The organism is Rhodococcus sp. D-46 (assembly GCF_011290655.1).
Classification (GTDB): Bacteria; Actinomycetota; Actinomycetes; order Mycobacteriales; family Mycobacteriaceae; genus Rhodococcus_F; species Rhodococcus_F qingshengii.
In genome coordinates this window covers 233,228-257,940 of sequence record NZ_JAANTF010000004.1, presented here as the reverse complement: position 1 = coordinate 257,940, position 24,713 = coordinate 233,228, and the positions used below count along the sequence as shown (strand labels likewise).

15 protein-coding genes are annotated in these 24,713 nt (G+C 64.2%); 7 read left to right on the top strand and 8 right to left on the bottom strand.

The annotated features are described in order from the left end of the window. Nucleotides 1-26 precede the first annotated feature (26 nt). Together G9U53_RS11865 and G9U53_RS11860 are read left to right on the top strand one after the other, a co-directional pair. A complete protein-coding gene (locus tag G9U53_RS11865; RefSeq protein ID WP_234551130.1) occupies nucleotides 27-635 on the top strand; it encodes a TetR/AcrR family transcriptional regulator in 609 nt (202 codons plus the stop codon). Nucleotides 636-734: 99 nt separating this feature from the next. Beyond that, the gene (locus G9U53_RS11860) at nucleotides 735-1,367 is read left to right on the top strand and encodes a hypothetical protein (RefSeq protein WP_202022615.1); all 633 of its coding nucleotides are present in this window, start codon (nucleotides 735-737) and stop codon (nucleotides 1,365-1,367) included. Nucleotides 1,368-1,388: 21 nt separating this feature from the next. Here G9U53_RS11860 and G9U53_RS11855 read toward each other — a convergent pair whose 3' ends face one another. Continuing rightward, nucleotides 1,389-2,078, bottom strand: a complete 690-nt coding sequence (locus G9U53_RS11855; RefSeq protein ID WP_037126068.1) for an MspA family porin — start codon at nucleotides 2,076-2,078, stop codon at nucleotides 1,389-1,391. Between the two features lie 316 nt (nucleotides 2,079-2,394). On the opposite strand from G9U53_RS11855, the gene G9U53_RS11850 reads away from it, so the two are divergent. Beyond that, nucleotides 2,395-4,227, top strand: coding sequence for a glycosyl transferase (locus G9U53_RS11850; RefSeq protein WP_165638716.1), 1,833 nt, complete (start codon nucleotides 2,395-2,397; stop codon nucleotides 4,225-4,227). A 9-nt stretch (nucleotides 4,228-4,236) separates the two neighbouring features. Here the strand turns inward: G9U53_RS11850 and map are convergent, their stop codons facing one another. Next, on the bottom strand, nucleotides 4,237-5,001 hold the full coding sequence (gene map / locus G9U53_RS11845) for a type I methionyl aminopeptidase (RefSeq protein WP_063315966.1): 765 nt from the start codon (nucleotides 4,999-5,001) through the stop codon (nucleotides 4,237-4,239). A 49-nt stretch (nucleotides 5,002-5,050) separates the two neighbouring features. Between map and G9U53_RS11840 the strand changes: the two genes are divergently transcribed. From G9U53_RS11840 to G9U53_RS11830, 3 genes are all read left to right on the top strand, one after another. Then, on the top strand, nucleotides 5,051-5,320 hold the full coding sequence (locus G9U53_RS11840; RefSeq protein ID WP_003943854.1) for a helix-turn-helix transcriptional regulator: 270 nt from the start codon (nucleotides 5,051-5,053) through the stop codon (nucleotides 5,318-5,320). Nucleotides 5,321-5,387: 67 nt separating this feature from the next. Beyond that, complete coding sequence (locus tag G9U53_RS11835; RefSeq protein WP_347570811.1) at nucleotides 5,388-8,657, top strand: arabinosyltransferase domain-containing protein; 3,270 nt, start codon at nucleotides 5,388-5,390, stop codon at nucleotides 8,655-8,657. A gap of 73 nt (nucleotides 8,658-8,730) precedes the next feature. Then, complete coding sequence (locus G9U53_RS11830) at nucleotides 8,731-12,033, top strand: arabinosyltransferase domain-containing protein (RefSeq protein WP_030535817.1); 3,303 nt, start codon at nucleotides 8,731-8,733, stop codon at nucleotides 12,031-12,033. On the opposite strand, the gene G9U53_RS11825 is transcribed toward G9U53_RS11830, so the two are convergent. Then, nucleotides 12,030-12,980 carry a DMT family transporter gene (locus G9U53_RS11825; RefSeq protein WP_081557207.1) on the bottom strand — a complete coding sequence of 317 codons (951 nt, stop codon included), beginning with the start codon at nucleotides 12,978-12,980 and terminating at the stop codon, nucleotides 12,030-12,032. The two genes, G9U53_RS11830 and G9U53_RS11825, sit on opposite strands and share 4 nt — an antisense overlap. 73 nt (nucleotides 12,981-13,053) lie before the next feature. Here G9U53_RS11825 and G9U53_RS11820 point away from each other — a divergent pair, with 73 nt between their 5' ends. Next, nucleotides 13,054-13,965, top strand: coding sequence for a LysR family transcriptional regulator (locus tag G9U53_RS11820; RefSeq protein ID WP_030535818.1), 912 nt, complete (start codon nucleotides 13,054-13,056; stop codon nucleotides 13,963-13,965). Here the strand turns inward: G9U53_RS11820 and G9U53_RS11815 are convergent. The 5 genes from G9U53_RS11815 to G9U53_RS11795 all read right to left on the bottom strand — a co-directional run bounded on the left by G9U53_RS11815 (nucleotide 13,962) and on the right by G9U53_RS11795 (nucleotide 24,707). Continuing rightward, nucleotides 13,962-15,503, bottom strand: coding sequence for an acyl-CoA carboxylase subunit beta (locus G9U53_RS11815; protein WP_003943957.1), 1,542 nt, complete (start codon nucleotides 15,501-15,503; stop codon nucleotides 13,962-13,964). The genes G9U53_RS11820 and G9U53_RS11815 overlap by 4 nt on opposite strands. Further along, complete coding sequence (pks13, locus tag G9U53_RS11810; protein ID WP_165638715.1) at nucleotides 15,500-20,443, bottom strand: polyketide synthase Pks13; 4,944 nt, start codon at nucleotides 20,441-20,443, stop codon at nucleotides 15,500-15,502. The genes G9U53_RS11815 and pks13 overlap by 4 nt, the downstream gene beginning before the upstream one ends. 37 nt (nucleotides 20,444-20,480) lie before the next feature. Next, the gene (gene fadD32 / locus G9U53_RS11805; protein WP_003943899.1) at nucleotides 20,481-22,370 is read right to left on the bottom strand and encodes a long-chain-fatty-acid--AMP ligase FadD32; all 1,890 of its coding nucleotides are present in this window, start codon (nucleotides 22,368-22,370) and stop codon (nucleotides 20,481-20,483) included. A 182-nt stretch (nucleotides 22,371-22,552) separates the two neighbouring features. Then, nucleotides 22,553-23,548 (bottom strand): LLM class F420-dependent oxidoreductase, encoded by a 996-nt coding sequence (locus G9U53_RS11800; RefSeq protein WP_007731815.1) that lies wholly within the window; start codon nucleotides 23,546-23,548, stop codon nucleotides 22,553-22,555. 205 nt (nucleotides 23,549-23,753) lie between these two features. Beyond that, nucleotides 23,754-24,707, bottom strand: coding sequence for a cutinase family protein (locus G9U53_RS11795; RefSeq protein ID WP_003943848.1), 954 nt, complete (start codon nucleotides 24,705-24,707; stop codon nucleotides 23,754-23,756). Nucleotides 24,708-24,713 lie beyond the last annotated feature (6 nt).

The window sequence follows — 24,713 nt, the reverse complement described above, 5'->3', positions numbered from 1 at the left end:
CCCCGACGCACCCCTAACTTCATACCGTGCCCCGAACCGATGCCCGAGCGGCGATGATCGATGCAGCCGAGCGTCTGGTTGCCGAGCGAGGTCTGGCCGCTCTGACTCTTCGTGATGTTCAGACCGAAGCCGGGCAGGCCAACAAATCGGCTGCGCAGTATCACTTCGGGTCACGTGAAGGTTTGCTGGCGGCCGTCGTCGAGTCCAGAATGCGACCTGCCGGTGAGCGTCGTCGCGAGTTGCTCGACACGATCGATCTCGACGCGAATTCACCGACGATGCGTGCCCTCGTCGAGGCTCTCGTCCTGCCGTTGGCGGAACAGACCATCTACCGCGAGGGCACGTTGTACGCGCGGTTCCTGGTGCAGTCGATCTTCGACCCGGCGATGTCGTCGACTATCCGTGACCACATGCAGGCCGAGAGTTTCCGCGAAGTTCAGCGGCGGATAGTCGCTGCGTCCTCGTTACCGGCAGAGATCGCCGAACTTCGGGCGGGAACTCTGACCGTGCTCACCGTCGTCACTTTTGCCACGTGGGAAGGCCGCGTCGACAGCCGCGAACGTGCTCACGTGATCGTTGCCGACCTGATCGAAAGTTGCCTCGGAGCACTCTCGGCCCCGGCTGCGCAAATCTGACACGCTGTCCGGCGAGTTTGTTTCCGAAACTGCCGGGGTACTCAGCCCCTCCAAGCGCAGTCGAGCAAACGGCCGCATCAACCACCGGCGGGGTAGGTGATGACAGTGAGCGAACTCGTTGCGCAAAGCCGCGAGCTTGTACCGCATCGTGCAGTTCTCGATTCCGCAGAGCATGTTCTGGTCATTGCGCGCGGCAAACCGTTCGGGCGCGAACAGGCTTTCCATGAAGTGTTGAGCGTCGCGATTCGCAATCGCATCGAAGTACTCACTCTGGCAAGGGCTCTCATCGACGTGTCCGAGTCCCGCGACTACCGCGCGATCCCGACCGACACCGCGCACACTGTTGCGGTGCTCGAATGGGGCGAGCTACTCGAGATCCCCACCGAACACCACGAGAAGTCCAGGGCCGAGTCATCCGAGGACGTCGATGAATCGAGTGAACCCGACGATCCGATCGAACCCGAGTATCTGGTCGAGACCGACGTGGGCGGACGGGTCGTCTTCGTCGCCCTCGCGTTCACGATCGGCGGGATAGTCGGATTCTTCGCGCACGACTGGGCACTTCTGCTTCTGATCACCGCCGTGTACCTCGTGTGGATCGCGGCACGGTTGGTCGCGAAACTCGTCAGTGTTTCCCGTAGTGCCCACTGGGCAGACGCTTCGCCGATTCGTGGCGCCGATTCGACCACAAGGAACGCGGAAAACTCCCACCATCACGCTGTTGCAGCGTGACGGCGGGAGCATCCGCTTTCGCTAAAGCCTCTGCGGTACACCGTAAGTGACGACGGTATCGCCATTCGACGTGACAGCCTTCGCGTACGGCCTGATGGTCACCGGACCGATTGCTCCCTGTACATAACCGTGAACTCCGGACAGACGGACAGCGGCTTCGGGACCGTCGAACTCCTGATCTTCGAGCAGTGCGACGTCGGTGATACCGCCCGGCGCCAGGTCGACGTCCAGTTCCTGCGAAGGAATGATGTCACCACCGATGACGAACCCGTTCGATATGTCCAGTCCCAGTTCGAAGTCCGGAACCAGGCCGATCCCGAGGTTGGTTCCACTCTCGACAGCCCAGTCGAGACCAGGACTGTTGAGAACGACCGTCGCGCCGGTTAACGCGATCGGGTAACCGATCTGATAACCGATCGTCAGCTTCGTTCCGGTGAAGCTTGCCGCGTCCGGCCCGTCGATCTTCACGCCGGCAACCCCGTCGTGGAAGAACTCGACACTCAGCGGTGAGCTGTCGAGAGGCGGAAAGACATGGATAGCGGTATCAGCCTGGAAGACTTCTATCCGATTCCCTTTGACGTCGGTGATCGAACTGGTGTTGTCAACGCCTGCCGACGCCGTCCCACCCCCCAGGACAACGGCCAACAAGGCCACTGCTCCTACTGCGCTACTACGAACTGCTGTCTTCGACATGCACAAGCACCATCCCATCCGGTATAGGCCCCGGACGTAGGTTCCAACTCTTCGTCGAGGATGGGATTCGTCGGGGCTGCCTGAACAAACGCGAGCAAGATCCTTGTTGCGATACCCCGGTCACGAACCCGTCAAACGGTGCACGAAAACATTACTTTCCGGACAAGTCGGGCGGACCGGTTTGTCCCGCTGACTGCGCCCGCTCGCGGACGCGAACCGTTTTGTTCGTTACTCTGACAGTGGAAGTTATCGAATCGAGACCTAAGTAGGCCACCCCGAACTTCTGAGATCGCCACTTCAGGGATGGGCGCCAGAACCGAAAGGCACCGACTGCATGACCGAGACCTTGCCCGACGTCCAACTGCTCGAAGAAGCACGTCCAGGGCGAGTCCGTTCAGCAGTGCGGCGCTCGGTCGTCCAGCGCGGTCGTCTGGTCGATTTCGCGATCATGGCGACGTTCACCGTCGCGGCGATCTACGTGATGTCCAACCTGTGGAGCGATCTGCAGTCCGGCTATCTGTTCAACGCGGGCCGCGACCAGGCCATGTGGGAATGGTTCTTCGCCGATACCGCTCACGCCCTCGCCCAGTTCCGCAGCCCACTGTTCAGTGACCTGCAGAATTATCCACTCGGCGTGAACCTGATGGCCAATACCGCGATGTTCGGCATCAGTATCCCGATGGCCCCGATCACGCTGATCTTCGGACCGACCGCCACGTATGCGATCGGGCTGACCGCCGGCCTCGGCGGCACCGCCATCGCTTGGTACTGGGCATTCTCGCGGCACGTACTGACCGGAGTCTCCGTCCGCTCCAAGGTCGCCGCCGCCGTCGGAGCGGGGTTCTGCGGATTTGCGCCCGCCATGATCTCGCATGCCAACGGCCACCCGAACTTCGTCGCGTTCTTCGTACTTCCGTTCATATTCTTGCAGGTAGTGCGCATTTCGAACGGCAAGCGTCCGGTTCGCGACGGTGTCGTGCTCGGCCTACTCGTCGCCTGGCAGATCTTCCTCGGCGAAGAACCGCTCCTCATCTTCACGATGTCAGCCATGGTGTTCGGCGCCGCCTATGCACTGCCCGACCTGGCCAAGTCGCGCCAGGCGATCAAGCGCGCGATGCCCGGCCTCGTGATCGGCGGCGCGGTCACACTCCTGATCACCGCGGTGCCGCTGTGGTCGCAGTTCTTCGGCCCAGCGAGCTACGACGGCGTCTCACACGGTCAGGCAGGCAACGACACCGCTGCCCTCACCACGTTCCCGACCGAGTCGGTTGCGGGAGATCCTGAGGGCGCCGAGTTCCGAATGAACCCGACCGAGGAGAACGCGTACTTCGGATGGCCGTTGGTGCTCCTGCTTCTCGGTGCAACGGTGTGGCTGTGGCGCATCCGTCTGACCCGCGCTGCCGCCGCCGTGATCGTGGTGATGGGTGTGCTCTCGCTCGGTTCCGAACTGACCATCGACGGTGACAAGACCGGCATCACCCTGCCGTGGAAACTCCTCGCAGACTTGCCGTTGTTCGAATCGGTGCTCGAATCCCGATTCGCGATGGGCGCGATTCCGGCGATCGGACTGTTGCTCACCCTCGGCACCTACCGCGCTTTTGTCGAACTTCGTGGACCGCGCCGCACGGCCGCCGGTGTCTGGCTGGTGGCACTCGCCGTCGCGATGATTCCCCTGATCCCGACCCCCATCGACGCCGATCAGCGATCTGCGACGCCCGAATTCATCACCAGCGGCTCGTGGGAGAACTACGTCAGCGACGGCACCCTGGTGACGGTTCCCGTCGCGAGCGCCGAAGACGCCCGCGCACTGAGCTGGCAGGTCGACGCCGACTTCGGCTTCCCCATCGCCGGCGGGTACTTCGTCGGCCCGGATTCGAAGACCCGCGCCGGAATCTACGGCGCCGAGTCCCGGCCCACCTCGACCCTGCTGGTCAATGCCAAACAAACCGGCAAGGTCCCGTTGATCGACGTGGGCACCAGAGCGAACGCACTGACCGACCTGCGGTACTGGCACGCCGACGTACTGGTGCTTCCCCGATTCTCCGGCGACGACGCCCTGCGCCACACGGTCGACGAGCTGGTCGGCTTCGACGCCAAGCGCGTCGACGACGTGTGGGTGTGGGACGTACGAGACCTCGTGAGCGGCAAGACCTCCAACCAGAGCTGAGCGGGTTGATCAGCGGGTCATGATCACCGGACCGTCTTCGGTGATCGCGACCGTGTGCTCACTGTGCGCAGCCCGGGCGCCCGAAACGGTGCGAAGGGTCCACCCGTCGGCGTCGTGCCGGTAGTCGTCGGTTCCGTCGGCGATGAGCATCGGTTCGATGGCGATGACCAGGCCGGGCCGTAGCCGGAAGCCTTTGCCTGCTCGGCCTTCGTTGGGCACGTCCGGGCCTTCGTGCATCTCGCGGCCGATGCCGTGCCCACCGTGATCGGCGAGCATTCCGTATCCGAGGCCGCGCGCGTACTGTCCGATCGCGGCACCGATGTCGCCCAATCGGTTTCCGGGCTGGGCAGCGGCAATGCCACGGGCAAGTGCCTCATCGGTCGCGTCGATCAGTGCCTGATCCTCACTGCTCCCCCGCCCGACAGTGAAGCTGATGGCGGAGTCACCACACCAACCGTCGAGTCTCGCGCCGCAGTCGATGCTGACCAGGTCACCGTCGCGAAGCCGGTACTCATTCGGGATACCGTGCACCACAGCATCGTTCACACTCGCACAGATGGCGCCTGGGAACGGCGTCGGTGCCGTTGCCGGCCGGTAGTTCAAGAACAGCGCCGAGGCGCCGGCCGCCGAAATAACCTCCGCGGCAACGGCGTCCAATTCGAGCAACGTCACCCCGACGCTTGCCGCCTCACGCGCCGCAGCCAGAGCCTGCGCCGTGATTCTCCCAGCCGCCGCCATCGCGTCGATTTCCCCTGCGGTCTTGATTTCGACCATTTCGAACACCTTCCTTGTCGAATAACTATACCGGTATTACTATAAGCACATGGTGCGCGTACCGCTGACGGCGGAAGAACTCGAACGAGGACTACGACTGGGTGAACTCCTGCGATCTGCACGGGGAGACCGAAGCATGGTTCAGGTAGCGCTCGATGCCGGCATCTCGGTCGAAACGCTGCGCAAGATCGAAACCGGCCGAATCGCGACACCCGCCTTCTTCACCATCAGCGCGGTCGCGGAAGTGTTGGGTATTTCACTCGACACCATTGCCCGAACACTTGAAACACCACAATCCGAACAGGAAGTTGCATCCTGAGTAGTTCTCTCAGGATGTGCGGGCCCACACTCGCCTAACATCGTTCCTTGTGCCGTCTGAAGTAGTAGTGCCCCCGAAACCCGTGCCCACTGGCCCCGAAGCTCCCCGAGAATCGGATTCCCAGAGAGTCCGGACGGCACGACTCATTGCGATCGTCACCGGCCTTCTGGGCCTGCTTCTCGCACTTGCGACGCCGTTCCTGCCCGTCAAGCAGGAAGCCGCGAGCATCGACTGGCCGCAGGGTGGGACCGTCAACAGCGTTTCGTCACCGCTGATCTCCTACTCGCCCACATCGCTCGACATCACCATCCCGTGTTCCACCCTCGGCCAGTTGGGCGGCAGCGGCGGCACACTGCTCTCGACCATGCCGAACGGGGCGCCGGACCGAAACGCCCGCGGCCTCACCGTCCGCACCACTGCCGACCGCCTCGAAGCACTCACCCGCGATTCGGTATTGATCTCGACCCCGCTCGATCAACTGAGCGGGTGCACGGCGATCACCATCACGACCAACTCCGAGCAGACCGTCGCGGCGGTCACCGGTATCGACGGCGTCGGCACCACCCTGACCGGCGACTACCGCCCACAGGTGGTCGGCATCTTCACCGACCTGCAGGGCGCAGCGCCCGCCGGACTGTCCGCCCACATGGACGTCGACTCGCGGTTCTCGTCCAGCCCCACACTTCTCAAACTGTTCGCGATGATCGTGGCGGCACTCTCGACCATCGTCTCGCTGTACGCACTGCACCGGATCGACGGCGTCGACGGCCGTCGTGCGCGGCGGTTCCTGCCGGCGCGATGGTGGAAGTTCACCGGCATCGACGCCCTGGTGATCGGCACGCTGGCGCTGTGGCATGTGTTCGGCGCCAACACTTCCGACGACGGTTACCTGCTCGGCATGGCCCGAGTCTCGGAGCACTCCGGGTACATGGCCAATTACTTCCGTTGGTTCGGCGTCCCCGAAGCGCCGTTCGGTTGGTACTACGACGTGCTGGCGCTGTTCGCGAAGGTCAGCACCGCGAGCATGTGGATGCGCCTGCCCGCGTTGATCGCCGGCATTCTGTGCTGGATGGTCATCAGCCGCGAGGTGATACCGCGACTCGGTGTTGCGGTGCGCCGCAACAAGGTTGCCATCTGGACGGGCGGGCTCGTGTTCCTGGCCTTCTGGTTGCCGTACAACAACGGCCTGCGTCCCGAGCCCATCATCGCCCTCGGCGCCCTGCTCACGTGGTGCTCCATCGAACGCGCCATCGCCACCGGACGTCTGTTGCCCGCCGCGATGGCCGTGCTGATCGCCGCATTCTCGCTGGCCGCCGGGCCTTCCGGGCTGATCGCCATCGGCGCGCTGATCGCCGGCGCCCGGCCGATCCTGCAGATCCTGATCGCCCGCGGCAAACGCGTCGGCTTCCTGTCCCAGATCATGCCGATTCTCGCCGCCGGAACCGTGGTGCTCGTCGCGGTCTTCGCAGATCAAACCCTCGCGACAGTTCTCGAATCGACCAGAGTGCGAACGGCCGTCGGGCCGAACGTTCCGTGGTTCGAGGAACGGTTGCGTTGGGACGCACTGATGACCATCTCCCCCGACGGCTCACTGGCCCGCCGCTTCGGCATGTTCGTCATGATCGTCGGACTCGTCTTCTGCGTCATGATGATCCTGCGCAAGGGCCGGATCCCCGGCACCGCTATCGGGCCCTCGCGCCGAATCCTCGGCATCGTGTTCGCGTCGCTGCTCCTGATGCAGTTCACCCCCACCAAGTGGACTCACCACTTCGGTGTGTACGCCGGTCTGGCCGCCACGGTGGCCGTCCTCGCCGCCGTCGGTGTGAGTGCGTCGAGCATGCGTTCCAAACGAAACCGCGCACTGTTCGCCGCGGGCATCCTGTTCATCCTCGCTGTGGCGTTCACGAGCTCCAACGGCTGGTGGTACGTCTCGAGTTACGGCGTCCCGTGGTGGGACAAGCCGCCGTCAATCGCCGGCAAGGGATTCTCGACGGGTTTCCTCGGCCTCACGATTCTCGCGCTGCTGCTGGCCGCGTGGTACCACGTCATGGAGCCGCGCCGGCGAAACGGCACAGAGGACAGCGTCAAGAAGACCAGGCGACTTCGCCTTCTCGCCCCGTCACCGTTGACCATCGCGGCCGGAGCGGTCGTGCTGTTCGAGGTGCTGTCCCTGCTCAAGGGCGCGGTCGCGCAGTACCCCGCGTATTCGATCGGCAAGTCCAACATCGAATCCGTCTTCGGCGGAAGCTGCGGTCTCGCGGGTGAGGTACTCGTCGAGTCCGATCCGAACGCCGGCGTTCTGCAATTGACGGATCGGCCCACCGATCTCGCCGGCGCGGGTGCATTCGGTGCGAGCGAATCAACCGGGTTCTCGCCGGACGGGGTTGCAGGCGACCTCACGGCCGACGCCGAGGACTCGACAGCAGGCAGTGCAAACAGCCTCGACACCTCGACCTCGCAGTCCGGCACCACCACGCCGGGAACCGGATCCGGCACCGCCGGCGGCTCGCAGTCGACGGCCGGCGTCAACGGCAGCAACGTCGCGCTCCCGTTCGGGCTCGACCCCGCAAAAACCCCGGTGCTCGGTAGTTACGGCGCACCTCAGAACGCGTCACTGACCACCGGTTGGTATTCACTCCCCGAGCGCAACGACGCCGCACCGCTCCTGACCGTCGCGGCCGCCGGACGCATCCGCTACGTCAACTCCGACGGCATCGTCACCCCCGGCGCAGTGCTGCAGGTCGAGTACGGCAAGAAGCAAGCCGACGGGAGCGTCGACGCACTGGGACGTGTCGATCCGATCGACATCGGCCCGTCGCCGTCGTGGCGCAACCTGCGCGTTCCGATGGATCAGCTGCCCGCCGACGCCGACACCGTGCGTCTGGTGGCCAGTGACACCGACATCAGCGCCGACCAGTGGCTGGCGGTCACACCGCCACGAGTGCCGACCATGCGCACGCTGCAGGACGTCGTCGGATCCACCGACCCGGTGCTGATGGACTGGGCTGTCGGTCTGGCCTTCCCGTGCCAACGTCCGGTGGATCACCTGTACGGCGTCGCCGAGATCCCCGACTGGCGCATCCTGCCCGACCGCATCGGCGCGGAGTCCACCAACGCCTGGCAGGACCACTACGGCGGCGGACCGCTCGGCTGGACTACCGAACTGCTCTCGGCCAGGGCATTGCCGACCTATCTGGACAACGACTGGGATCGTGACTGGGGATCGCTCGAGCAGTACACACCGCTCGATTCGGACGCGGTTCCCGCGCAAATGAACGTCACCACAGAGACCCGATCGGGCACCTGGACACCGGGCCCGATTCGTTACCAGTCGTAACTGTTACGCGTGGACCTACCAACCACCCAGGCACGGTAGGTCCACGCTCAGCCCTGACATACCATCGGTAGCCGTGCCCGACGCCGTGACAGCTTCACCTCAGACTTCGAGTTCGCCGCCTCCTGCTGGTCAGGATGCCCGCGAGCGTTTCCATCGCACGCGATGGGTCGCGATCATCGCCGGCTTGCTCGGCTTCGTGCTCGCACTGGCAACTCCGCTGCTTCCCGTCGTGCAGACGACGGCTTCGGTCAACTGGCCGCAGAACGGCGTGATCGGAGACGTCGAGGCACCGCTGATGGCGCAGGTTCCCATCGACGTCAACGCATCGATCCCCTGTACCGCGGTCAGCTCGCTGCCGGAGGGCGGCGGCATCTTGCTGTCGACGGCACCTGCACAGGGCGACGGCGCGGCACTGTCGTCGATGTTCGTCCGGGTGTCCGCGACGAGCGTCGACGTGCTCGATCGCAACGTCGTCGTCGCTTCGGCGGCACGCGAGGACGTCGAGTCCAGTCGCTGTGGCGCCATCGCGTTCAGCTCTGACGTCAACCGAACCACGGCAGAGTTCGTCGGACTGACCTATCCCGACGGCAACCCGATTCGTGGCCAGCTCGACGGTGACTTCCGCCCGCAGGTGGTCGGCGTCTTCAGCGACCTGCCCGACGGCGCTGCCCCCGAGGGCCTCGGCTTCTCGATGACGATCGACTCACGTTTCTCCTCGAGCCCCAGCGTCTTGAAGCTGGTCGCGATGATCGTGGCCGTCCTCTCGACCATCGTCGCGCTGGTCGCCCTGGCTCGCCTCGACGGCACCGACGGCCGCAAGCACCGACGCTTCCTGCCCGCACGCTGGTGGAAGTTCTCCGGTATCGACGGAGTGGTGGTCGGCACACTCGTCGTGTGGCACTTCATCGGCGCGAACACCGCCGACGACGGTTACCTCCTCACCATGGCTCGAGTCTCACCGGACGCGGGATACATGGCCAACTACTTCCGTTGGTTCGGCGTTCCGGAGGCCCCGTTCGGCTGGTATTACGAAGTCCTGGCCGTGATGGCGAAGATCTCGACGGCGAGCCCGTTCATGCGTCTGCCCGCTCTGCTCGCCGGAATCCTCTGCTGGATGGTCATCAGCCGCGAGGTCGTCCCGCGTCTCGGGCGGGCGGTTCGCCGGAGCAACGTCGCCCTCTGGACCGGCGGGCTGGTGTTCCTGTCCTTCTGGCTGGCGTACAACAACGGTCTTCGCCCCGAACCCATCGTGGCTCTCGGCGCACTGCTCACCTGGTGCTCCATCGAGCGCGCCATCGCCACCGGACGTCTGCTGCCCGCGGCCACGGCAATCTTGATCGGCGCCTTCACTCTTGCCGCCGCACCCACCGGATTGATGTGTATCGCAGCCCTTCTCGCCGGTGTGCGCCCGTTGGTGCGCATCGTCGTCAAGCGTCACCGACTGGTCGGCACCCTGCCGCTTCTCGCTCCGATCGCCGCTGCCGGAACCATCGTGCTGGTCGTCATCTTCGCCGACCAGACCTTTGCCGGTGTCATGGAGGCCACGCGCGTCCGAACGATCATCGGCCCCAATCTCGAGTGGTACCAGGACTTCCTGCGCTACTACTACCTCTTCGTCCAGACGGTCGACGGCTCGGTTGCCCGACGCTTCGCGTTCTTGACGATGATCCTGTGCCTCTTCACGACGCTCTTCGTGTTGTTGCGCCGCGGCCGCGTCCCCGGCGCGGCTACCGGTCCGTCGTGGCGCCTGGTCGGCGTCGTCTTCGGCACGATGTTCCTGATGATGTTCAACCCCACCAAGTGGACTCACCACTTCGGTGCGTACGCGGGCATCGCCGGTTCTCTCGCCGCGCTGACCGCCGTGGCCGTGTCCGCGTCCGCCCTGCGCTCGCGTCGTAACCGATCGGTGTTCGTGGCCGGACTGCTCCTGATGCTCGCGTTGACGTTCGCCGGCATCAACGGCTACTGGTACGTCTCGAGTTACGGCGTGCCGTGGTTCGACAAGACCATCTCCTACGACGGCCGTGAATCCAACACCCTGTTCCTCGCGCTCTTTGCTCTCGCCTTGGCCTTTGCCGCCTGGCAGTACCTGCGTGAGGGATTCGCCGCCCCGCCCGAGAAGCCGAACACGGCCAAGGGCAGACGAATTCGCAAGTTCGCGGCCGCTCCCCTCACCGTGATTGCCGGTCTGATGGTCCTGTTCGAGGTGCTCTCGCTGCTCAAGGGCGCGGTGTCGCAGTACCCGGCGTACTCGCTGGGCCGAAGCAACATCGAGGCACTCGCGGGCAAGACCTGCGGCATGGCCGAGGACGTTCTGGTCGAGACCGACGTCAATTCCGGGAATCTGCGGCCTCTGACCGCTCCCGGATTCAACGCCGAGGATCCGTTGTCGGGAGTTGATTCGAAGGGCTTCTCCCCCAATGGGGTTCCCAGCGATCTGACTGCGGATTACATCGAAGTCAAGCAGGGCATGGGCAATACCGACAGCCAGAGTGTCGGTCCCACCTTCGCCACCGGTTCCGGTGCCGGAACCAGCGGCGGCACCGGCAACGTCGGCGTCAACGGCAGCACGGCCAAGCTCCCCTTCGGCCTCGATCCGTCGAAGACACCGGTCATGGGCAGCTACCAGCCCGGCGTGCAGGAACCTGCTTCCCTCATCTCGAGTTGGTACGGATTGCCCACTCGCAGTGAAGAATCACCGCTGGTGGTCATGTCCGTCGCCGGGCGTGTGTGGTCTGTCGACAACACGGGTGCGATCACGTACGGCCAGTCACTGCTGGTCGAGTACGGCAAGACTCAGCCCGACGGAACCGTGCAGGTTCAGGGTTCGTACATGCCGCGAGACATCGGACCCGCGCCGTCGTGGCGCAACGTCCGTATCCCGATCGACGAACTCGCGCCGGACGCCGACGCCGTTCGGGTGGTCGCGTTCGATCCCAATCTCACGGGCGATCAGTGGATGGCATTCACGCCGCCGCGCGTGCCCAAGCTCGAGTCCCTGAACTCGTACATCGGCAACGAGCAGCCGGTGCTTCTGGACTGGGCTGTCGGCCTTCAGTTCCCGTGCCAACGTCCGTTCACACATCAGAACGGCGTGGCCGAGATGCCGAACTTCCGCATCCTCCCGGACCGTCCTCTTGCGGTCAGTTCCACCGACACCTGGCAGTCCGCGGACAACGGTGGCCCGCTCGGATTCACCGAGGTTCTTGCCGGTGCGACGACGGTTCCGACGTACCTGAAGGACGACTGGGCGCGCGACTGGGGATCACTCGAGCGGTACGACCGGTACTTCCCGAATGCTGTTCCGGCAGAGGTGGAGACGGGCACCGCAACCCGCTCGGGCATGTGGATGCCCGGCGAGATGCGGGTGCACTAGCCTGCGCTACCTACTCGGGTGACTGCTCGGGTGCGACGTACGGAGACGGCAGAGACCGCTCCGACAACGACGACGCACCCGAGTAGTTGCCCAACGCCTGGCCGTTCGCCGAGCAGCACGACCGCCAGCAGTACGGCGAGGACCGGTTGCATGAGCAGGAGCGTCGCGCCCACCTCGGCGGGAAGCCGAGGGAGCGAGTGCCCCATCAGCATCCAGCCGAACACCTGGCCGACCAGTGCCAGTGCCGCGAGCCAGCCGAAGGCTTCCCAGCCCGGGACGAAATCGATCCGGCCCCACAGTGATCCGATGACGGACCCGGCGATGCCCGCGGACGTCGTCGAGATCAACACCTGGCTCGCTGCCCGATCCGCCTCGCCCGTCCGGCCGACCACGAAGATGTAGCCGCCGTAGGCGATTCCGGAGACGAGCGAGAGCGCCGTTCCCCACAGCAAGTCGTCGCCGGTTCCCCCACCCCCGAACACGCCGCCCGCCAAGGCGATTCCCGTGAACATGAACGGCAGGGCGAAGACGAACCGCATCGGCACCCGATTGCCGAACACCAACCAGGACAGTGCGGGCACCACGACCACCTGCACGTTCACGACGACGCTCGCCATCCCCGCGCCGATCATCAGAATCGACTGTGACCACAACGCGAAATCCAGCCCGAGCAGCAGACCGCCGAGCACCTGCAGAACGACTGCCCGCCGGCTCGGCTTGCCCACCCGGCGGTACTCCCGCCACGCCAACCACAACAGCGGCGGCAAGGCCAGGAAGCAACGGAAGAAGACGGCGGTCGAGGGCCCCACATCGGCCAGCTTGATGAGGAGCGAACTGATCGAGATCGCAGCTGCGCCTCCGACGACCAGCAGTCGAGGGTCGATGCGCCCCCGAGGAGTTCGGGTGGGTGTCGATGTCTGCGCGGTCGCGGAGGTCAGTGTGGTCACTCGACAATGTTCCTGCCGCTAACTATTCAGCACAAGCAAATGTTCAGACCGTATATTCGGTAGCATTACTACTGTGTTGAATCTCGAAAGACTTCGCGCCCTGCACGCCGTCGCCGAGAACGGATCAGTGGCGGCTGCCGCCCGCACCTTGCATGTCACACCCTCCGGGATTTCGCAGCAGTTGAACAAGCTCGAGCGAGAGGTCGGTGTTCCGCTCCTCGAACCGCAGGGCCGCGGTGTGCGACTCACAGAAGCGGGCCGAATCCTCGCGCGCCGAACCGCAGAGGTTCTCTCGACGCTCGCCCAGGCCGAGGCGGAAATCGCGTCGCTGCAGAGCGAGGTGACGGGCCGCGTACGTATCGGCGCCCTGGTCTCCCCCAGCAGGACGGTGCTGCCGCGAGCCATCGCCGAAATCAGGCATGCGCACCCGCAGCTCGAAATCACCTTCAACGAAGGCGAATCCGAAGAACTGCTCCCCGCACTGATTCGCCGCGACCTCGACGTCGTGGTGGTCGACAGTTGGAGCACTCTGCCCGTCGAACTTCCCGACGGACTCTCCTTCACGCCCGTGTACGACGACGTGGCGCTGCTCGCTCTCCCGGCGTCACATCCGCTGGCGGAGAACAAGGTCGTCGCGCTCAGCGAGCTGTCCGAGCATGCCTGGGCGACGTGGACCCGGGGAACGGACTTTCACACCTTCACCGTCCGGACCCTGCGCGCGCAGGGGTTCGACCCACGAATCGAGTACGAGGTCGCCGAGTTTCCCACCCAGGTCGAATTCGTCGCTCAGGGCCTCGCCGTCGCATTGATTCCACGTCTGGCGAGAGTTGTACCGCCGGAAGGTGTTCGAATGCTCGACACCCTTCCGCCGCTCGGCCGAGACATTTACCTCGCCTGGCGGACCGACAGCGAAAGGCCGGCCGTCCTGGCGGCGATAGAAGCGCTACGCCGCCAGTTCGACGCCCTCGGTGACAAAAAGAACTAGAGCGGCATCAAGTTGTGCTTGCGCGGGTTCTTGAAGATCGTCTTGTCCGCGAGCAACTTCAGAGCCTTACGGATCTCGAGACGCGTCTGCGAAGGCTCGATCACCGCGTCGATGTATCCGCGCTCGGCCGCGATGTACGGCGTCGCGACGAACTCGTTGTAGAAGTTGATCAGCTGAGCACGCACCGCGGGTGCATTCTCGCCGGCCTCGGCGAGCTGACGCCGCCCCATGATGTTGACGGCACCCTCGGCGCCCATCACGGCGATACGAGCGGTCGGCCACGCGAGGTTGATGTCGGCACCGAGCTGCTTGCAGCCCATGACGGCATAACCGCCGCCGTACGCCTTACGAACCACCACGGTCACCTTCGGCACAGTGGCTTCGATGTACGAGAACAGGAAACGCCCGCCGCGCTTGATGACGCCGACCTTTTCCTGATCGACGCCGGGAAGGAAGCCCGGTGTGTCGACGACGAAGACGAGCGGGATGTTGAAGGCGTCGCACAGGCGCACGAAGTGGGCTGCCTTGTCGGAGCTGTCCGCGTCGAGGGCGCCACTGAGGTACGTGGGCTGGTTGGCCACGACACCGACGGGCAGGCCGTCGACGCGGGAGAATCCGGTGATCACGTTGTGCGCGACCTGGGCTCCGATTTCGTGGAAAGTGCCGTCGTCGAAGATCCGCAGAATGATGTCGTGCATGTCGTAGCCGGCATTGTCGGCATCCGGCATGAACGCATTGAGTTCGAGATCCGACTCGGTGATCTCGGGTTCGAGGCCCGGGTTGATCAGCGGCGCCTTCTCCTGGCACGACGACGGCATGAAGCTCAGGTACTCACGCACCCAGTCGAAGGCAGCCTTCTCGTCGGGAGCGACGTGATGGATGTTTCCGTACTCCGCCTGCTTGCGGGCTCCACCCAAGTCCTCGAGGCTGACCTCTTCGCCGGTGACCGACTTGATGACGTCGGGTCCGGTGACGAACATGTACGACTCTTCGGTCGCGACCACGACGTCCGTGTTGATCGGGGCGTACACGGCACCGCCGGCGCATTTACCGAGGATGACCGAGATCTGCGGGCACAGGCCGGACAACGGCTCCTGACGTGAACCCATGTTGGCGTACCAGGCCAACGAGGAAACGGCGTCCTGGATGCGAGCTCCACCGGAATCGTTGATACCGACGACCGGGCAGCCCACCTTCAGCGCAAAATCGTTGACAGCTGCGACCTTACGGCCGAACATCTCTCCGGCGGCACCGCCGAACACCGTCTGATCGTGCGCGAACACGGCTACCGGACGCCCGTCGACGGTTCCGTGACCGGTCATGACGCCGTCGCTGTACGGGTTGCCCTCGCCCGCCATCTTCACCAGGGCACCGATCTCGATGAAGCTACCGGGGTCGAGCAACATGTCGATGCGCTGGCGCGGCGTGCTGTGCCCTGCTGCATCGCGCTTGGCAATGGCCCGAGCCGAGCCGGGTTCCTTTGCCTTCTCCAACTTTTCGCGGAGTTCAGCGAGCTTCTCCGCGGTGGTTGTCGTCACTTCTGAACTCCGGTTTCCGCTGCTTTGGTCTGAGCTGTCTCGATCTGGGCCAGCTTGGTGGTGAGGTCTGCCGCAACCTTCGCGATGTACGGCTCGTCGACGATCTGCAGGTGGTCCCCGCCGATGTAGACGACCTCGAGGTTCTTCACGTAGTCACCCCAGCCACCATCCGCCTTGCGGGTCTTGAATGCAGGCTCGAGCGTCATCAGCTCGTCGTGGTACTTGTCGGCCATGTAGAGCACGACGTCGCCGTCGTAACTGCTGAACTCGGCCGTCTGGATGGCGCGATTGTCCAACCACGACGTCCGCTGATGCTCGATGATGCCGCCGGGAATCTTGGCGCCGCTCATCTTGATCATGTCCATCAAGATCTGGATCTGATCCTCGTCGGCTTCGGTGGAAGCCAGAACGTCAAGCGGCAGCGGCACATCCAGGTTGTAGGTGCGCTTGGCGAACTTGCCGTAGCGCTCCCAACGCTTGCGTCGTTCCGCCTCGGTGTCCGGCACGACCTCGCCGGCCATGACGGTGTCGAGCAGCCCGACCACACGCACGTCGGCGCCCTGCTCGCGCAGCAACTTCGCGACCGCATACGACATCACGCCACCGAACGACCAGCCACACAGCACGTACGGCCCGTCGCCCTGGATCTCACGCAGCAGCGGAACGTAAGCAGCAGCGCGGGTTTCGATCGAGCCCTCGACCCGCTCGAATCCGTACATCGGCGTGCCGGCGGGCAGGCGCTTGAGCAGAGGCTCGTACGTCACCGTCGAACCACCGGCAGCATGGAAGACGAATACCGGTACGGCAGTGGAACCTTCGGGGCGGGCACGCAGAGTACGTACGAGTCCGTCGATCTTGCCGTCGTCCTCGAGGTACTGGCGAACGACGTCCGCAAGCTCTTCGATGGTGGTGGAGTCGAGAACGTCGTCGAGAGTGATCTCGCCACCGGCACGCTCGGAAAGCCGAGCAGCAAGCTTCTCGGCGACCTCGTCACCGACGATCGGCAGATCGTTGAAGATGCCCTTGGCCGACTTCCCGGTGACAACCGCCCACGTCGCAAACGTCAAGCGCTCGGCCGCATCTCGCGGCGGAACGTCCGAGCCTGCGTCGTCGGCAGTTCCGGCTCGAGAAGGATCGGAAGGCGCAGCAGCAACCGGAGCAGTGGTAGGTAGTTCCACTGCCACCTCGGCGGGAGCAACGTCCTCGTCAGCAGCGTCGGCCGCCAACTTCTCCGCGGCCTGCTTGTCGGCCATCGCCTGAACCTCTTCGCGATTGTCGATCGCGTAGCGCAGGTACTTGTTGACCTCGTTGAGGCTCGCATCCTTGACTGCCTGGAGCTGGAGCTGCGGAATGTCGAACTCGTACTCGACGCGATTCTTGATACGCATCGCCATGAGCGAGTCGAGACCCAGTTCGATGAGCGGAACCTCGGCCGGCAGATCCTCCGGCGAGTACCCCATCGACTCGGCTACCACGATCTTGAGGCGGTCGTCGAGGCTCTGCGAACCGTTCGGATCCCACTTGTCTCCGGCGTCTTCGACGACCTCGGCCAGGGATTCCATCGGCGCACTGGTCTTGACCGGCGCGCTGACGACCAACTCGGGCAGCGGCTCACCCGACGTGACGACGGCGTCGAAGAGCAGACGGAACGTAGCGCCCTCACGAGCGTGCACCTGCACCGACGCTCCACCCGGATGCGGGTTGAGTGTCGTGGTCAGGGTCGAAGCACCGGCCAGTTCACCGTGCGGAACAGCAGCGGTCAGAGAGACATCCGAAAGCACCTGTCCGGCCGCGGCGCTCACCAGCACCGCCAGGTCGGTGACGGCGGATGCGTCGACCTCCCACACGTGGCGGCCGTCGGGCAGAGCGACGTGCGAACCGGGTACGCGAGCCGAACCGCCGGCACTGACGCGAATGTCGAGCCAATACGGCTTACGCAGGAATGCGGTACGCGGAACCGAAGCGAAATCGCCTGCGGGAAGCAGAGACTCGAGGTTCACGGCATGGCCGTGCACGTACAGCTGCGCGAGAGCGGCAAGAACACCCGCGGACTCGTCTTCCTTACGCTTGAGCGTCTGGATGAGCTCCATGTCGTGCAGGCCCGAATCGAAAGCGGTAGCCGCCACCGACATCAACGTCACAGGGTTGGGTGCAAGCTCGACAAAAGTGGTGTGGCCGTGGGCAACTGCACCGCGTACGGCGTTGGTGAAGTACACGCTGTGGCGAAGACCCTTGACCCAGTACGCCTCTTGATGGATCGGCTCGTGACCGGGACGGTAGAAGGTGTCCTTGTCGACGGACGAGTAGACGCCGAGCTTCAACGTGGTCGGCTCGATACCGGCCAACTCGGCGGCAAGCTCACCGAGCAGCGGATCTACCTGCGAAGTATGGCTGGCGCCCTTGGTCTGCAGGACACGCGCCATCTTGCCGTCGGCCTCGGCGGCCGCGACGATCGCCTCGATGTCCGGCTGTGGTCCACCGATCACCGTGTGCGTCGGAGCTGCGTAAACACAGACCTCGAGCTTGGGGTACGTGGGCAGTAGCGCCTCGATCTCGGATGCGCTGTACTCGAGCAGAGCCATCAGACGGATGTCGTCACCGACGAGTGCGCCCTCGGCCTCACCCATCAGCCGTGAACGTGAACAGATCACGCGCACAGCGTCTTCCAGGTTCAGACCACCGGACACGTATGCGGCAGCGGCCTCACCCATCGAGTGCGGAACCACGGCTTCGGCCTCGGCGCCGTGGTGACGCAGCAACGCGGCCAGACCGACCTGGATGGTGAAGATTCCCACCTGGGCGGTCTCGACGTTGTACTCGATCGAATCGTCGAGGAACATCTCGACCATCGAGTAACCGGCCTCGTCCTGGATCAGCGCGTCGACCTCGTCGACGGCCGCCTTGAAGGCCGAGTTCTCCGTGTAGAGCTGCTTGGCCATCTTGCGGTGCTGCGAGCCGAAGCCCGAGAACACCCACACCGCGCCCTTGGGCGACGGCGAGTCGGCGGAGAAGACTCCTTGAGCAGGCTTGCCCGCGGCGACGGCACGCAGCGAGCTGATGGCCTCGGAGCGCGTCTTCGCCAGAACAGCGGCGCGCGAGCGTCCGTGGTTGCGACGCGCGAGTGTGCGGGCGACGTCGGCGAGGGGCGTCTTGCTTCCCTCTTCGGTTTCGAGCCAGTCGGCCAGGTCAGCGGCTGCGCGGCGACGACGCGACGGCAGCGCACCGGAAACGGCCAGCACAACGGTGCTCTCGTTCTCTGCTGCCGGTTCGTCGACCACCGGGGCATCCACAACCGGTTCATCGACTACTGCGTCGGCGGGCACGTATTCCTTGACCACGACGTGCGCGTTGGTTCCACCGAAACCGAAACCGGAGACACCGGCGACAGCCTTGCCGGTGTAGCGCGGCCAGTCGGTGGCCTCGGGCGTCACCTGCAGGTGCGACTTCTCGAAGTCGATGTGCGGGTTCGGGCCCAGGTAGTTGATCGTCGCGGGAATCTTGTTTTCCTGCATCGCCAGAACGACCTTGATCAGGCCGGCGGCGCCTGCAGCTGCTTCCAGGTGCCCGAAGTTGGTCTTCGCGCTACCGAGCAGTGCCGGCTTGTCGTCGTCACGACCACGACCGACGACACGACTGAGCGCGTCGGCCTCGATGGGATCACCGAGATCGGTACCCGTTCCGTGCGCCTCGATGTAGTCGACGGTGGTCGGCAAGATGCCGGCGTCGCGGTACGCGAAACGCAACACGTCGGCCTGGGCATCGGGATTGGGTGCGAGCAGACCGTTGGAACGGCCGTCCTGGTTGACCGCGGATCCGGCGATCACCGCGAGGATGGAATCTCCGTCACGCTCGGCGTCTTCGAGGCGCTTGAGCACGACGAGTCCGCCGCCCTCACTGCGAACGATTCCCTGAGCCTGAGCGGAGAAGGCACGCAGTTTTCCGTCGGGAGCGAGCATCCCGGTCTGATCGAAACCGAGGGTTCCGGGAGGGGCCAGCAGCATGTTGACGCCACCGGCCAGCGCGATGTTGGAGTCACCGCTGCGCAGCGAGCGCACAGCCTCGTGAACGGCAACCAGCGAAGACGAACACGCGGTGTCCAGAGCGATGGACGGTCCACGGAAGTCGAAGAAGTACGAGACCCGGTTCGCGACGATGGCAGTCGACGTTCCGGTCAACGCGTACGGATGCGCCGTCGTCGGATCACTGACCGCGAGCAGCTGGTAGTCGTTGGCGGAACTGCCGATGAAAACACCGACCTGCTTGCCCTTGAGCCCACTGGCCGGAATGCGAGCGTGCTCGAGTGCTTCCCACGCGAGTTCGAGTGCGAGGCGCTGCTGCGGATCGACGTTGACGACCTCGAGCGGAGACATCGCGAAGAACTCGGCGTCGAAACCCTTGACGTCGTCGAGGTACCCGCCCTTGGTGTTCGCGTTCTCGACCGCGGCCTTGATGGCGGGATCCGACATGAACTCGGCCCAGCGGTCCTCGGGGAGGTCGCTGATGCCGTCGCGTCCGTCCGCCAGCATTTCCCACATGTCCGAAGGCGTGTGCCCGGCACCGGGGAATCGTGTGGACAGTCCGACGATGGCGATGTCGTGAGCGTCCGTCGCGCCGCCTGAGACGTAGTACGAGGCGTCGACGGTCTCCTCCGGCGCCTCGGGCTCACCTTCGATGATCCGAGTAGCCAGCGAAGCGATGGTGGGGTGTTGATAGGCAACCGTGGCGGTCAGCGTGACGCCGAGCAGATCCTCGATGTCTCCGCTCAGAGCGACTGCGTCCCGCGAGGCGAGCCCGAACTCTTCCATCGGGCGATCGTCCGTGATCGAACCCGCCGGCTGACCGGTCGCGTTGGCGATCCAATTGCGAAGCCACTCACGCAGCTGCGCGACACTCATCTCGCTCACAACGTCTTTGCTCTGCGCACCATCTTGTTCAACCATCAACTCACCAAGCCACCGATCATGAAGGGACTGCTCCTCAAACGCTATCGGGGAATGCGGTCTGCTGATAGCCGCCTCGCAACGTTCCCTCGATATAGCTCGCCTTACACGCGCGGCGAGCGATCTTGCCGCTGGACGTACGCGGAATCGAACCCGCGGGGACGAGCAGGATGTCTCGGGCCGTAACACCGTGACGGGAAGAAATCGCCGCACGCACGGTGTCCGCGATCGGCTGCGGATCGGCCTTGCCTGCGCCGGGAGCACGCTCGGCCACGATGACCAACTGCTCCGAGGAATCGTCGTCGTCGAACTTCAGACCCGAGTGCGTGTTGGAGAACACGACGGACGGCAGCTGGTTGGCCGGTACGGCAAACGCAGCGATGAAGCCGGGGCGCAGAGCCGGGCTGGCTTCCTGAGCCGAAGCCTCGAGGTCCTGCGGGTAATGATTGCGACCGTCGACGATCACGAGGTCCTTGACGCGCCCGGTGATGTACAGCTCGCCGTCGACGTAGACGCCGAAGTCGCCGGTACGCATCCAGTTGGCATCCGCCGGCGTGCCCTCGGTGTGGCTGTCTTCGCTCAACCGATTGTCCAGCTTGTTGTGGAAGGTCTCCGCCGTCTCGTCGGGGCGACCCCAGTAGCCGATACCGATGTTCTCGCCGTGCAACCAGATCTCGCCGACGTGATTGTCGGGGACCTCGGTCAGCGTCTCGGGATCGACGATCGCCGCCCACTGACTGCGCGAGACGTACCCACAGGAGACCTGCGCGATTGCGTTCTCGGAGTACTGGTCGACGATGACCATGCGTCCCTTGTTGAGTTCCGTGCGGTCGACGTAGATGACCTTGGCCTCGTCGGAATGCTTGGTCGAGGAGACGAAGAGCGTCGCCTCGGCCATGCCGTACGACGGCTTGATCGCAGTCTTGGGCAGACCGTACTGAGCAAAAGCGTCGTTGAACTTGCGCATCGACGACGTCGTGACCGGCTCACTGCCGTTGATCAGACCGATGACGTTGCTCAGGTCCAGGGTCTCGCCGTCCTTCGGCAGGCCACGCGCGGCAGCGTGCTCGAAAGCGAAGTTGGGAGCGGCAGCAAAGGTGCCGGCGCCGTCGGAAACCGCAGCAAGTTCCTTGATCCACCGGTACGGCCGCTGCACGAAAGCGCGCGGGCTCATGATGGTGATGTACTTGCCGCCCAGAGCAGGCAGGATGACCGTCAGCAGGCCCATGTCGTGGAACAGCGGCAGCCACGTGACGCCGCGTGAGTCCTCGTTGAGTTCGATGGAGTCGACCATCTGGAGCGCGTTCGTTCCGACAGCACGATGGGTGATCTCCACACCGGCGGGAACTCGGGTCGAACCCGAGGTGTACTGCAGGTACGCGATGTCGTCGAGTTCGATGTCGGGGCGAACCCACGTTTCACCGACGGTGTCGGGAATCGCGTCGACGGCGATGATGCGCGGACGCTCGGCAGCGGGAAGCGAGCGGAACAACTGGCGAACACCGGCCGCCGACGATGCGGCAGTCAGAATCGCAGTCGGCTTGCAGTCACCGAGAACAGCGTGAAGACGGTCGGTGTGACCGGGCTCGTCCGGATCGAAGAGCGGCACCGCGATGGAACCGGCCTGAATGGCCGCGAAGAACGAAATGACGTAGTCGAGTCCCTGCGGAGCAAGAATCGCGACACGGTCGCCACGCTTGGTGACCTGCTGCAGACGGGCTGCAACAGCGCGCAGACGCACACCGAACTGCTCCCAGGTCAGCTCCAGGGCTTCACCGTCACGCTCGCGTGAGTAGTCGATGTACCGATACGCGAGCTCGTCCGCGTTGACACGCGAGTGTTGCTCGACGTAGTCGACCAGCGTGAAGCCTGGTTGCAGGCGGATCTGGCCCTTCTCGTCGAGAAAGCCATCGAACAGCGCGTTCATTCCATCTCCTCCGAAGCGATCACACAAGCACTGTCTTTCATGCCTGCGCCCCAGACTTCCTTCGCTCTCTCGGGTCCATCTTCGATCAATCGAATCGCACTTTGTGCGCAACTCACCTGAATCACTTCATCGATCCCAAACCATCGATATGTTACAGATTCGCATCGTCCGTATTCTCCGGCCTACTCGCCCGCCAGTAACGGGATGATCGGGGCGAACGCTTCCATCTGCGTCGGGAAGACCCCGACGTACGACATCGACGTCTTCTCGCGGACCAGTCGGATCTGGTCTGCGATTTCCTCGAAAGTGCCCACAGCCAGGTATGGAGAGTTCAACAGCTCCTCCACGCTCAGCTTACGATCCACTTCGATGTTCGGCGGAAAACCTTGGTCCAGAGCGGCGATTGCCATTTCGGCAGCCTGCTCTCGATCGTCGGTGATCATGATCATGGTGATGGTCCAGTTGAGTTCGATCTCATCGAAACGCTCGCCGGCAGCTTCGCGGATCCGCTCGACACGTTCGATGGTCTTTTCCATCGTGATTCCGGAGAGCAGAAGCCGCCCGTCACGGTTGGTCGGTGTGGCGACCGAGATGATGTCCGCGTACTTCGCCGCGAGAGCAAGCATCTTCGGGCCTCCGCCGCCCACGATGATCGGTGGCCGCGGGCCCTGCCGCGGTCGCGGGCTGCCCTTGAGGCCGCGCACCTGATAGTGCTTGCCTTCGAAAGTGCATTCCTGCCCGCGCAGAAGAACGTCGAGAATCTGCAGAGACTCCTCGAGCTTCTCGATGCGAACGCCCGGGCTCTCGTAGGCGATGCCGCCCTTGTCGAACTCTTCCTTCATCCAGCCCGCACCGATACCGAGTTCGAGTCGACCACCGGACAGCACGTCGATTGTCGCCGCGTCCTTCGCGAGCACAGCGGGATGACGGAAGCCGTTGGCCAACACGGCGGTGCCGAGACGAATCTTGTCGGTGGCCACCGCGAGCGCTCCGAGAGCGGCGATCGGGCCGACCTGATTACCCAGGTGATCCGGAATCATGAACGAGTCGTAGCCGAGTTCCTCGGCCTTCTGCGCGAGCTTGACGAAGCGTCGCGCACCACCCTCTTCGGCGTTGCCCTCGCCACCGGCCGCAAACCGAAATTTGCGTAGGGCATCGCTGCCGTGGGTGGAACTCATATATCGATCTCCTGTGATGGACACGTACGTCGTACTCGAACTACAAACTCGGACAAATCGAACCTACTCGCCAGTCACTTACGTGACAGCACTGTAGAGGAAGCCCCCGGACCGTGCAGCACTCTACCGGGACCAAACGAGCAGATTACCCGCGAGCGAACTCCCGAGACGCCCGATTGTGACGAATCAACAGTGCGGCGGTGACTCAACTGTGGGGCGGCGTCGGTGCAGCGTCGATCTTCTCCGCAGCCCACTGTGCCATCCATTGGGTGGCCGTCGTGCCGTTCGGATCGACTTGGAAGGAGTTGTACATCGCGTGCACAGGGTTGTTGTAGTACTCGAGCAGTCGCGGCGCCGAACTCAGCCAGTTGGTCGGGTTGAGAGCGGCTGCCGGCGCGTCGCAGATACCGTCGCTCGGCGCGCAAATCTGATAGGTCCGATCGTTGAGGTCACCGAACCCGCCGGGCCTCGGGCCGGTCATCGTGAGACCGGGCAGCTTCAGCCCGTTCAGCGACAGCTCGGCGCCGACACCGGCAACGCTCGGGCCAACGGTGTTCCCGAACGCCGGATCGCGCCGACCGTCGGCGATCAAGCCGACGCCCAGAACCAGATCGGCAGGCACCGCGCCGGTACCGTCGCCGATACTCGCGGCGACGTCACCCGCGATCACCGCGCCCTGGGAAAATCCAGTCAGGACGTAACTCGTGAGCGGGCACTCGGCGTGCCGCTTCATCAGAAAGTCGTTAGTGGCAGCAGTTCCCGCGGCCCGACTGTTGTTGTAGGACTGCTGTCCGTCCGGCGGGATCGCCACCGGATTCGAAAACTGTGCGACATACGGAACGGTGTAGACGTCGGCCCGTGAAGTATCGAACTTCTCCTGCAGAGGACGGGTCACGTTCAGCATCAACGACGCCGGATTGGCCGTCGGGTTGTACGGGTCGTCGGTAGCGCTCGACTCCCACGTACCCGGTATGGCTACTACCTGGACATCGGGGCAACTGGCCGGCTGAGACACCGGAGGCTCCGGGCTCGGCGGGATCGGAGTCGGCGAAGGCACCCGCCCGGCCAGGATGTACCAACCGCCGATCACGACCGCTGCGACCACAAGAATGATCAGCAGCGGGATCAGGCACCCACGACGCTTTCCAGACCTCGCCATGACCCG